Consider the following 12444-nt stretch of genomic DNA (forward strand, 5'->3'; position numbering starts at 1 on the left):
TTCCTGCTAATAAACATAATTTAGGGAGTATCAATATTGATCGGTCCAAGTAAAACCATCTTGTTTAAGTTTGTTGTCACAGTTGCCAGTAACACTCTGGCGGCACTTTTGGTGTGCGCATCTCGTATTCGAGTATTTAAATTCGCCTGGTAGGTTGATTCGACCTTTAGCGGGTTGTGCGGTTGGCCTCACAAAAGCAGAAACCCTGGCAATAACCTCGGGGGTAGGGCGAGCTAAGTGGCGATACTCGATAACGTACAGGTTGCTCTTGATGGCTTTGAAATAATCTATAACACGGCGAGCACGGCAGACACTGAAATAAGTGTAGAGCGTGTTAAAGAGGATCGTCGGGGCGCGAATAACGGTCGTGTAACGTGCAAATAGCGATATCGCAAATGGGAGTAGCCACGGGCGCTGTCGTATAAAATCTCTAACTAAAATAAGGATACAGTCTTATGAAAATGAAACTTTTAACAGCCTCTGTGCTGGCCGCAACCTTGGTGGGTTGTGGTGGTGACGGCGATGATGTTTTTGATGTTCCCGACACCTCAGGTAACGGCAGTTCAAGTTCAAGCTCAAGTGCGGGGCCAGCCGAGAATACTCCGGCGACTTTTGGTAACTTGGCCGCCACTATGACCAACAGTACCGAAGATGATTTGGCGGGCACAGTATCGGTTACCGACGAAGATGACGGTGAAGATACCGTTCAAGCTCTGAGCGACGAAAGCACCATGTATGGTACTTTCTCTATTGATACCGAAGGGTCTTGGGTTTACTCGCTAGACACTTCAGATACTACGATCGCGTCACTGTCGGGGGTCGATGATTCCGTTGTCGACGCCATTGAAATCCAATCTGCCGATGGCACTACCGCTAATCTGGAAATCACTATTACCGGTGGGGATACCGTTGTGACCACCACCCAGGCGGCGCGAATTACGGATCATATGATCGATGATGCGGGCGAGCTAAGATATAAGTTTAGTGAGGCGATCTCTCAAGGTAAGTTGACTGTATCTTTCCTGAAAGATGCCGATGCGGTAGATGAAAGTGGGTCAGCGAAAGACGCTTATATCGGGCTGTACGGCTCATCCACGAGCACAAGCCAGGCTCTTGTCGATTTGCGGATTCAATCGGATCAATATGTGATTCGCGGTCACGATGATATTGATGTGGCGATTCCATTTACGCCAGGTGAGTGGACGGATGTGGAGATGACCTGGGATGCCTCAGCAGCGAGCGCCTCTGAAACTCCGCTGGTGACCATTACCATTAATGGTACAAGTGTCACCACCGAACCTTTCTCTTCGGCGGCGGGCATTGCAAGTAATGTAATGGACGGTGTTGAGGCTGTGATCTTTAAGTTTGGTGATGATGGCGCTGTTATTCCTCATGCGGCCTATCACGTCGATGATGTGAAAGTTTACTCCGATCTAGAAGGGTCGACGCTTGCATTTGAAGATGACTTTGAAAGCTATGAAGTCGGTGACTTGCTTGATCCAGATGACAATGAAAACTCTATCTATCACAGCAATAGCGCGGAAGTCACGGTAGCGAATGTTGCCTCTTCTGGCACTGGCGGCCCTACTGGCCCCGAATCCGGCCCCGGTGCGGCGGGCAATAAAATAGCGAAAATTTCCGATAATATGATTGATGACGCCGGTGAGCTACGCTACCGACATGATTCGACCATTCCAGCGGGTAAATTGTCGGTATCTTTTTTAAAAGACGATAATGCGGTTACCGAAGACGGTAGTGCTAAAGACGCGTACATTGGCCTGTACGGTACCAGCACCAGTACCAGCGATGCCATCGTCGACTTGCGGATTCAGGGTGATAAGTTTGCGATTCGCGATCAGGATGATATCGACGTAACGGTACCCTTTACCCCTGGTCAGTGGACCGAGGTGGAAATGACCTGGGACGCATCGGCCGCCTCCGATTCTGTGCCGCCAATGGTCACCATTACAATCAATGGCACAAGTGTCACTACGGAAGCGTTCGACTCGGCGTCTTCAAGTCTTGCCGATGTAATGAATGGTGTCGAGGCTGTGATATTCAAGCTGGGCGACAATGGCTCAACCATTCCGAATGCCGCTTACCATGTTGATGAGATAAAGCTTTTCTCTGATCTGGATGGAACCACCGTGGCCTTTGAAGATGACTTCGAAGGTTACAGCGTGGGTGACTCTTTAGATTTGGACGATAACCCCGACTTGCCTTACCACGGCAACACCGCTGAAGCGGTGGTTGCGCAAGAGTAACGGCGTATCTGTTCTGTGTAGTTGTTTTTTCTGCCCCCGTGTACACGGGGGCAGACTTTTTCCGCAAAATTGTGTGCCTTCCCCCTTTTAGCTTCTCTCCTAAACTGACGCTGTGTTTGCTATCTACGTTACCGCGAGCTTCATCGCGTCAATTGTTCTATTGCTTGGCGTTATTATTGGTATTCATATTGGACTACCATTTTTGGTGAATTATTTTACTTGATGGTAGTTTTGACCATATCTTTTTCTGAGTTGGCGCATAAATATTTACTTGTTTATCCGTGTAAAGCTCCGTCAGGAGCGCTGCAATATATCTTTAAGTCGTTGAAAAATAAGTAGTTTATTTGGTGGTCAGGTTATATTCATATTGGTTTCCACTATATGTATTCAAAGTGGTTGACAATCATGCAGAATATTGGGTAATGTCTCTATGGCGAGTGAGGTTGTTCTGCCAATAAACATAACTATGGAGAATGAGAAGTGAGCGACGATAATAAATTTAATCTATCCAAAGCCGTTGCGGCCATCAGTGGTGCAATGATGACGGCATCAACACTGGCTTTTGCCCAAGCCGCTGTTGCCCAAGAATCTGAGATGCTAGAAGAGGTGGTCGTAACTGGCATCCGCGCCTCTCTTGAAAGTGCTATTCAAGAAAAGCGCGCTGCGACTAACGTAATGGAAGTGATTCAAGCTGATGATATTGGTAAGCTTCCAGATCAAAACCTGGCGGAAGTACTCGAAAACATCACCGGTATTCAAATCACCCGCTCGGCAGGTGTAGGTACTGGGGTCCAAATTCGTGGTACCAATGCTAACCGCACCGAGATCAATGGTGTTTCTACTGTAGGCTCGGGCGCCGGTCGTAGCGGCATTAGCTTCGATGACGTCTCTGCCGCTATTATTTCTGAAGTTCAAGTTATTAAAGCCCCCGACGCAAAAACCGTTGAAGGTTCTGTGGGTGGCACTATTAACTTAAAAACCATCCGTCCTCTTGAGCTAAACGAGCCGCTGATTGCGGTGCGTGTGCAGGGCGAGCAAAGTAGCTTGTCGGACGATGGCGGTTGGAGCCCTCGTCTGTCTGGCTCTTTTGGTAATAACTGGAATACCGATGCAGGTGATTTTGGTGTAGTGCTCAGCGGGAGTTATACCGAGCAGGACGTATCGGCTTTCCGTCCGCGCGCGGACCGCGATAACCTGGATACCTTGGCTGATGGTACCAACTATTTGCCGATTCAGTTCTTTGTTCAGGATTACGATAACTACCAGTACGAAACGACGAACTTGGCCGGTACCTTTGAGTGGGCACCGAATGACGCCTTCACCTTTTACTTTGATGCGATTCTCAACGAGCAAGACCGCTTTCAGGAAAGTACCCGTGTTCAGGCGTCCGGGGTAAGTACTCTCATCGGTACGTCACTGCCCGACTCGTATGAGACCGTTGATTTTGGCTCAGTCGATGGCGAAAACGGCACGCAAAATTTAGGTTCGATCCAAGCTGCTCTGACCGGTGTTATTGATGCGCAAAATGATGGTCGTTACGATCCGAACTTGCGCCTGTCTACCGATACTGGTTCGCGTGAAACCTCGAGCGAGATCTTTAGTTTGGGTACCAACTTCGAGTTGGGTAAGTTTTCGGGTAAGGTTGAATTGGCCAGCTCGACCAATGATACGATTAACCCTGACTTCAGTACTACGCTGAACTTTATCAACCCCAATACCGCTGTGGGCACCGACAATGACAATGGTACGCCAATCGAATACGACCTGTCTGGTGGCTCTTTGGCATTTGGTATTGCCGATGTTGCTAACGCGCCTAGCACGGCAGATTTGCTTGATCCGGCGAATTACGTACTGCGCGACGTTAACCAATCTCACGATGTGGTTAAAAACAGTGAAGACGCCTTCCGTATCGACGTAAGCTATGATTTAGATATGTCGATTTTCACCACTATCGACTTCGGTTATCGCTTTAACAGCTCGCAAAGTGTGAACAACGATAACGCGTCGAACGTTGGTTTGCGGACGTTAGCAGAGTCACCGTCCGGTAATTTGTACGCCGAAATTCTGACCGCTGGCCCTGACAATTTTAATGATGCAGACGGCCGCGAGTTGTATGTACGCGACTTCCTGACCATTAATCCTACATTGTCAAACTCTAATCCTGATGGTGTGTTGGCAGCGTTGAACTCGGCGATGTCGGCTATTGGTCAAGACCCTATCAGTTCGCCAACCTCAAGCACTAACGCTTTTTTTGATATTACTGAAGAGACCAATGCTCTGTACGCCCAGGCGAACTTTGCCGCCGGTATCTTCCGCGGTAATTTTGGTTTGCGTTACTTAGAAACTGACATTGATTCAGTGGGCAACCGTACGACTGACGGCGTGGTCGAGCAAACATCAACAACTGGTAGTTACGACTTTATATTGCCTCGTATCAACTTGGTCGCTGATTTGACCGACGATATTATGCTGCGTGCGGCTTGGTCGAAAGACATTCGTCGTCCGGACTTTGATGACCTGTCTACCTCGTTCTCGTTCGAAACTAGTCCCAACCCAGCGGCTGCTATTGGCAACCCGGGTTTGGAGCCAGAAGAGGTTGAGTCTTTCGAAATATCTGCGGAGTGGTATTTTGCACCATCAAGCATGGTTAGCGCGGGTTACTTCCACAAAACACGTACTGGATTGTTCGTAGGTCAGCAGGAAGATCCGGCGGTCGATCCTGATACAGGATACCGTGACCTGACCGCTCCCTGTGAAGGCGGTGGTATCTACAACCCAATCGCTGATCCGAACGTGTTTGGTCCAGCAGGCTCGTCTCCGGGTGTTTGTGTGCCAACATCGATTACCGTTAACGGTGATGGCGAAACCACGCAGCAAGGTATTGAGCTGGCGTTCCAATACGACCTTGCAGGTTTTGAGGATGTCTTGGGCTGGGCTTCTGGCTTCGGTATCGTGACTAACTACACATGGCAGGAGTTTGACGGTGGTGACTCGTACTATAACGCGACTAGCCGTGCGGCTACTGTGTTCTCTTCGCTGGGTGCCGATGATGTAACCATGCGTGCAGCGTTACTCGATAACTCTGAAAATGCGTACAACTTTACTTTGTACTATGAGAAGTATGGTTTGTCAGCTCGCGCGCGTTACACCTGGCGCGATGCCTTCCGCTCGGATGACTTTGGTAGTACCTCAAGCTACCCATGGGGCTTCCCAGTGGTGCAGGAAGCACGTGGTCAGCTGAATGCGAGTGTCAATTACGACATCACCGATCAGTTCAGCGTGGGACTTGAAGCTGTCAATCTCACTGAATCTGAAATTGAGCAATCTTGCGTGAACGAAGGCGCACTGTTGTGCTTCCAAGGTCTCACAGATCGCCGCGTTACTCTTGGCGCAAGCTATAAGTTCTAATTTGACGATTAGACGTAGTGAACAGAGTCGGGAATTCGCTCCCGGCTCTGGCGGACACCAAACCCCGTTTTCGGGGTTTGGTGTCCTTTTTTATGAAAACGTAAAAATAACAATAACGGCTGCGCTACGGTTGTACAGCAGCTGCAGTTTTTCAGGGCGGAGCCCTCTCTATCTGCTGGGCCCGATCCTTTAGGAGTAAACCTATGTCTCAACTGAACCCTTTTTTTGTAATGTTGCCGTTGGTCGTTGCGGTGTGCTCAGCCTGTTCTGGCTCATCAAGCTCCACTGGCTCATCGGCGTCTACGTCATCAAGTTCATCGGTGGCGAGCACCGATGAGTGTACCGGCACAGAGGCTCTGGTGATTAATGTCGCCAGTGATGATGGCAGCCACGACGGCCACAGCCCGGCCAACACAATTGACGGCAGTCTTGATGGCGAGTCCCGCTGGTCTTCTCAGGGTGACGGCAAAACATTGCTATTGGATTTGGGCACCGAGGCGACCATTGCCGAGGTTAAAACCGCTTGGTTTAATGCCGACGAGCGTACCTCGTTTTATGATATCGAGGCATCCGCTGATAACAACACCTGGAGCACTCTGGTGGCCAATGGGCAATCTCAGGGCTCTGAAGAATTTGCAACCGATTCTTTTGATCGGCTCGATGCTCGCTATGTGCGCATTATTGGCCATGGCAACTCGGAAAATTTATGGAACAGTCTGCTCGAGGTCGAAGTGCATGGTTGCGGCGGGCTGGATGCGCCTACGGCGCAGCCCAGCGGACCTCTCGCTATTGCTGAATTGGACCCCGCCAAGCCACCCTCGGATAATTTCGACTTATCGCGGTGGTATGTGAGCGTCCCAATTGATGATGACGGTAATGGCCGCGCGGACAACATTAAAGAAAATGATTTGAATGACGGCTATGAGCTGCCAGATTACTTCTTTACCGGTTCTGATGGCGGTATGGTGTTTCGGGTTTATCCGTCAGGTTTTAAAACCTCGACTAATACCAGCTACACCCGTGTTGAGTTGCGGGAGATGCTGCGAGCGGGCAATACCCGTATTGATACTCAGGGCGTTAATGGCAATAACTGGGTGTTCGGCAGTGCGCCAGCCTCCGATCGCGCTGCCGCCGGTGGTGTGGATGGCAATATGCGGGCGACGCTCGCGGTTAATCGTGTGTCCACCACTGGGGAGGCATACCAAATTGGCCGGGTGATTGTTGGTCAGATTCATGCAAATGATGATGAGCCTATTCGACTGTACTATCGAAAATTGCCTGACAACAATAAAGGTTCTTTGTATTTTGCGCACGAGATTAATGGCGGCGACGATATCGGTTATGAGTTGCTTGGTAGCAGCGCTAACAGCGCATCAAACCCTGCCGATGGCATTGCTCTTGATGAAACCTTCGGTTACGAAATTGATGTCAAAGGCAATGCATTAACGGTGTTTATCTATCGCGATGGCAAGCCTACCGTCAGTAAAACCGTGGATATGAGCGGCAGTGGCTACGACGAAGGTGGCCAGTATATGTATTTTAAAGCCGGTGCCTACAACCAAAACAACAGTGGCGATGACAACGATTATACCCAGGTAACGTTTTACGCTCTGGAACATTCGCACAACTAGTCGTAGCTTGCGGTGGAGCATTTCTGCTCCATCGCTTTTTTAAACCCGTTACTTCCGCCTAAAAATATTTAACCTCTTCGCTGTTTTTCTGCGCGCCTAGATGGCGATCTCGTATTTAACTCTTCGTGCCCCGCGTGGTGCTATCCACTACCATCATACTATCAGCCTGTCGGCGGCAGGGCGGTAGAGGCGCGGCTGTTTAACGAGGGCGGCCTTTAATTATCACGCTTACGCCTTGGCTTATTGCTGATCCGTCCGCCGGCATGGGGATGCGGGGCAGCGTTGGTTGGTGTCGGCTTATCCGTTGTGTGTTCTGTGAGAGCCGTAAAGCGAGAATGTTATTGTGTTGATCGCTATTGCTAGGTTGTTACGGGTTTTTTCGGAAAAGATTGTGGTGGTGGGCGTTCAAGTTGGGAAAATAGAGGTAAAAAAAGGGCCCGCATAAGCGGGCCCGAATGGTTGCCGTCCGACATAAGACGGCAGGGATAGTAGGTTAGAGGAACTTAGCTTTTACACCAAAGAAGACACGGGGGCCGTAGCTGTTCACTTCACCCAAGTTGTCTGTGGTGTAGTGATACTGGCGTTTTGGCTCGTCAAATAAGTTGATGCCTTCTAGGCTAAGGCGCACATTGTCGGTGATGTAGTAAGACATACGAGCTTCCCAGACTCCGGTATCACCTACATAGCGCAAGCGGGTTCCGTTGCTGGTGTAAGGCTGGAAGTATTCGCTGCGGTACTTGTAGATCAAGCTGCCGTCAAAATCGCCGGCCGAATAATACAGCTGACCCGAGAATACGTGATCCGAGAAGCCGGGTACGTTGCCTGGCTCGACAATCCCCTGCGATTGCGAAACGATATTTCCCTCGTCATCGCGAACCGTAATGTCGCCGTAGTTGCTGTCTTCAAACTCGAAGTCGGATTCGGCGTAGTTGTAGCTTGCTTTTGCACCAAAACCGCTCAAGAAACCTGGCAAATAAGAAAAATTGTGCGTTGCCGTAATTTCGATACCGGTCAGGTTGCTGGCGTCGTCGTTGGTTTCAGTCAGGTCAAAGTCGGCCGGAACCACTTGCCCGTCAATCAGAAACTCCTCGGTGGTTCGAGTGGTTTCAAAGCCGCCCTGAAAGCTTTTGTGGTAGAGCCCAAACGCCAGCATGGTGTCTTGGTTTGGGTACCACTCGATAGCGGTATCGAAGCTCCAAGAGGTCAGTGGTTGCAGGTTGGGGTTACCATCACCGCTCACATTCTGAATTAACTCATCCAGCGTGGTGATGTCCTCTTCGCTGCTGACGGTAAAGCCACGCTGATAGCTCATATCCGCGGGCTCTGGACGAGACAGACCACGATAAACCGCACCGCGCAACATCAGGTCATCGGTCAAGTCGACAATCAGGTTTACGCTTGGCAATACTTCTGTGTAATCGCCGCCGGCTTCAACGCGCTCAAGGTCCGCGCCTTCGATGGGCACCAACGATAAAATGCCGGTGTCCGACGTTTCAATCGTGTAGGGCGTGCGATAGCCAATAGACTCAACGTCAGTTTGTACCACGCGCAAGCCGAAATTACCGCGTATGGTTTTGTTCATAAACGCGCTATCGAAGTCGGCCATAATATAAGCGGCTTTCGTCGTTTCGGTGACATCGGTGACGCTCGCTAACGATTCTGGCATTTCTGGGAATTCGGTAGACTCCCCGGTAAAGTCCGCGAGCATTGAAACGGCGCAAGCGGTGTCGAACGTAGCCCAGCTGTTGACCTCTTTGGTGACGTTGCCTTGATCGTCAAGGATGGTGATTAAGGCGCCGTCGCGTTCAGACGACAAAAAGTCACTCTCAGGGAATTCGATAGCACAGGTTTCGTTGATGTTTGACAGTGTAGGGAAGTCGCCAATGGTCACTTCAAATTCATTGCGAACGGTTGGCCCCATGTCGAGGTATTCTAGCTCTGAGTAGCGCGCGCCACCTTTAATAGCGGTAATCACACCATCCAGGCGCCAGTCAAAGTCGGCCCGGAAGGCTTCAATGGTGTTGGTGCGGTCGACATCACTGTCGATGCGTGCGCGGTAGCGATCAGAGAAGAGTGAGTGATCGGTGACGTCGAATCCTGTTATCTCATACTGACGAATGCCGGAGTCCCGATCCCACTGCACCATCGGACGATATTGCGAGGTAAGCTCGCCGTAAACGTCGCGATCATCAGACTGAGTGCGAAGCAGCATCTGATTTTCGACGCGAGTGGTTTCAGAGAAAGAGTAGTCGGCTGAAATCGTTAAGTCGGTGGTGAGGTCGTAAGCGACGTTTATGCCGTACCCGGTGTAATCTTCATCGCGACGGTAAAGCTCGCTGTTAGACTCAATGGCCGTTTCACCTTTCCAGTTGGTGATGGCGCCAGAGTCGCTTACCACCAAGCTTTCTGGTGTAACCCCTGGTGTAGTGCGCTTCTGGTTGGCAAAGTTTAAGTCATGACGTTTCTCAGCCTGGATGCGCTCTGAGGTCTGGTAATCGATATTAATATCGGTTTTGTTGTTCGGTTGAAACTGAATTGCCGCAAAAATAGCCTCGCGCTCGTCAGAGGTGTCGTTTTGACGGTAGCTGTTAGAGCTAGGTGCGAATGCAAAGTCTTTACCGGCGTCGTAAGCTTCGCCGGTTTCGGGGTTAATCTCGGTGTTGTAATCCCCGGAGTTAGACGGGCCGCTAACCGGGTCCTCACAGTCGCCGGCTGTGGGCATGTAGTAACCCCGATCGGTAACGCTCGGGTCGTTGATACACGCAAACAGCGAGGTGCCGCTAGGGCTGGAAGCACGCATTTCAGACTCTGGTTGAGCGATATCGCTTTGCTCGTACCCCAAAGAAATGCCTAATGCCATGCCGTTATCAAATTCAAACTGGTCAACATAGCTGGCGCTACCGCGAAAACCGACATCCCCGGCCATTGAATCTTTAATGTTCTGCTGGTTGGGCTGAAAGCCCGCCTTGGCTTCAATTTGTAAGCGACGCTTGTTGTAGTCGAGCGGTTTAACCGTTTCTAGGGCGATCAAGCCGGCCACGCCGCCTTCTATCAGGCTGGCGTCCTGAGTTTTATAAATGGCCACTTTGTTTACCAGCTCGGACGGAAACTGAGAAAAGTTAACCGAGCGGTCACCGCTGCCGTTAGAGGCGTTACGGCCATTAAATGTTGTGGCGCTTAGGTAAGGGCCAAGGCCCCGAATAGAGATCTCGGTGGCGCCGCCGTTTTCACGGTGCGAAGACGCGCCGGTGATGGACTCGAGCGCCTCACCAATAGACAGTGCGGGCATATCGCCGATATCGTTGGCCGACATGCCGTCGACGATGGTGGTGGAGCTGCGCTTGATGTCGATAGTTGTTTGAATTGTGGCGCGAGTGCCTTGTACGACCACTTCTTCGAGCATCAGATCGTTGTTTGACTGCTCCTCTTGTGCTTGCGCCAGGCTTGCACATGAGGCCGCCGCTAAGGCGCTAGCCAGCATCGTTTTTTTAAAGTGGCGTCGGCTTGCCACGACTTTGGATTGCTTATTTTTATACAGCATGAATTCCTCCGGGGATGCCCATTATTGATTATATTAGCGTAAGCGCTCTTTGGCGCCCAATTTACTTGTATATGGCAGATACTATTGTTGACCAAAGTGACTGCACAATGCAAGGCCTTTGGTTGAGAAAAAGGTTTTTAACCTTAAGAGCTTTGGCCGCTTGCTTTGCCTAATCCAGCTGGGTAGCGCACTGCCATTTTTGATGCGGCCAATTAAAAGCTTTAAATACAGTAGCTTGTGGCTTTTTTAGGGGGTCGTGCTAGCTGTGCCAGTATGTTTTTGGGTGATTGGTTAACCAATTTTGTTTTTTTAAGCTTGCCTCAATGTCTATGCGCGGCGCTTAATGGCGAGATGGTAGAATATAAATTGTAGCGGGTTGCGCGGCGATTGCCGCTTTAGTGCTGTGTCCTGCTTAATGTTGTATATTCCCCACGCTTAATATCGCCGTTTGAAGCGCTGTTAAAGTCGATAGGAAAGGCCGGCTCACGGTTTAAATCTGTACAAATGACGTGTAGCGCTGGCGTTTTTGTAGGTTTTTGCATTTTTATTCTCGAGTGCTTTTTTGGTGGCGTGTCTAATACGATGTGTTGGCTATGTGTGTATTTAAGGTTTTGGGTTTGCTAAAGGCTGTTTGCTGCCTGCGGGGTGGTTTCACTGCTGAGGCTCTGGTTAGTGGCCGCGTTGCGAGGTTTCAGCGTTGACGGCTTCTGCTGTATGTCTTATCGATGCTTCTATTTATATCTTCCGCTACTATTTTTCGCTGCCCGAGCGCCGCTTTAGTGAGCCAGAAGCCTATGGAACCGATGCCGTCTATGGTTTTACCGGATTCTTACTCCAGCTTTTGGAGCGCCACCGGCCCCAGCGGCTGGCGGTGTGCTTCGATGAGAGTCTGGAAACGGGTTTTCGTCACCAGCTGTACCCACTGTATAAAAGCTCCCGGGCTTTACCCGATGCGGCCTTGGCATTTCAGCTAAAAGCCTGTGCGCAAGTAACGCAACTGTTGGGGTTGGCCACGTTTGCCAGCCAGCGCTATGAGGCCGACGATTTAATTGGCAGCTTATACGCTAGCTGCTGTGCCGAGCCTGCACCGATTGCGATATTGAGCCGTGATAAAGATTTGGCCCAACTGCTGAAGCGCGAGCAAGATTGTTTGTGGGATTTTAGCGCCGATGTGCGTTACCAGCATGACGACATTAAAGCTAAGTATGGCGTGGCTCCGGGGCAAATCGTGGATTACCTCGCGCTGGTCGGCGATGCCGGGGACGACATTCCCGGTGTACCCGGCGTTGGCGCTAAAACAGCCATAGGGTTGCTGCGCTATTTTGGCTCGATCTCGGCGCTATTTCAGCGCCTGGACGAGGTGGCCCACGTGCCGGTGCGCGGCGCCCGCACTCTGGCGGCTAAGCTGCTTGCCGCGCGCGAGCAAATACAGCTGGCGCAGCAGTTGGCGACGATTATCTGCGATATTCCGCTGCTGCAAAAGCCTGCGCAATTGCAGCGCGCCCCGGTGGATATTGCCGCATTTACTGAGTTTAGTCGCGCCATGGGCTGGACTGACGCGCTTGCGAAGCGGGCGCGTAAACTGACCTGAACAGGATTT

5 protein-coding genes are annotated in these 12444 nt (G+C 50.7%); 4 read left to right on the plus strand and 1 reads right to left on the minus strand.

Features of this window, described 5'->3' with window-relative positions:
- Positions 1 to 455 precede the first annotated feature (455 nt).
- The 3 genes from ACGHAD_RS04870 to ACGHAD_RS04880 all read left to right on the plus strand — a co-directional run bounded on the left by ACGHAD_RS04870 (position 456) and on the right by ACGHAD_RS04880 (position 7303).
- Entirely contained in the window at positions 456 to 2264 is a 1809-nt protein-coding gene (locus ACGHAD_RS04870; RefSeq protein WP_382413420.1) for a VCBS domain-containing protein, read from the plus strand.
- A 480-nt stretch (positions 2265 to 2744) separates the two neighbouring features.
- On the plus strand, positions 2745 to 5672 hold the full coding sequence (locus tag ACGHAD_RS04875) for a TonB-dependent receptor (protein ID WP_382413418.1): 2928 nt from the start codon (positions 2745 to 2747) through the stop codon (positions 5670 to 5672).
- 203 nt (positions 5673 to 5875) lie between these two features.
- Positions 5876 to 7303, plus strand: coding sequence for a polysaccharide lyase family 7 protein (locus tag ACGHAD_RS04880; protein ID WP_382413416.1), 1428 nt, complete (start codon positions 5876 to 5878; stop codon positions 7301 to 7303).
- Positions 7304 to 7796: 493 nt separating this feature from the next.
- On the opposite strand, the gene ACGHAD_RS04885 is transcribed toward ACGHAD_RS04880, so the two are convergent.
- A complete protein-coding gene (locus tag ACGHAD_RS04885) occupies positions 7797 to 10844 on the minus strand; it encodes a TonB-dependent receptor (protein WP_382413414.1) in 3048 nt (1015 codons plus the stop codon).
- Between the two features lie 697 nt (positions 10845 to 11541).
- Between ACGHAD_RS04885 and ACGHAD_RS04890 the strand changes: the two genes are divergently transcribed.
- Positions 11542 to 12435 (plus strand): 5'-3' exonuclease H3TH domain-containing protein, encoded by an 894-nt coding sequence (locus ACGHAD_RS04890; protein WP_382413412.1) that lies wholly within the window; start codon positions 11542 to 11544, stop codon positions 12433 to 12435.
- The last annotated feature ends 9 nt before the right edge of the window (positions 12436 to 12444 follow it).

The sequence above is a fragment of the Gilvimarinus japonicus genome, assembly GCF_042847215.1.
In the GTDB taxonomy this organism is placed as follows: domain Bacteria; phylum Pseudomonadota; class Gammaproteobacteria; order Pseudomonadales; family Cellvibrionaceae; genus Gilvimarinus; species Gilvimarinus japonicus.

What these genes read in the sequence shown, in the direction of transcription:
- ACGHAD_RS04880 (WP_382413416.1), top strand. Translation starts at nt 5,876, where the DNA reads ATGTCTCAACTGAACCCTTTTTTTGTAATGTTGCCGTTGGTCGTTGCG.
- ACGHAD_RS04885 (WP_382413414.1), bottom strand. Translation starts at nt 10,844, where the DNA reads ATGCTGTATAAAAATAAGCAATCCAAAGTCGTGGCAAGCCGACGCCAC.
- ACGHAD_RS04870 (WP_382413420.1), top strand. Translation starts at nt 456, where the DNA reads ATGAAAATGAAACTTTTAACAGCCTCTGTGCTGGCCGCAACCTTGGTG.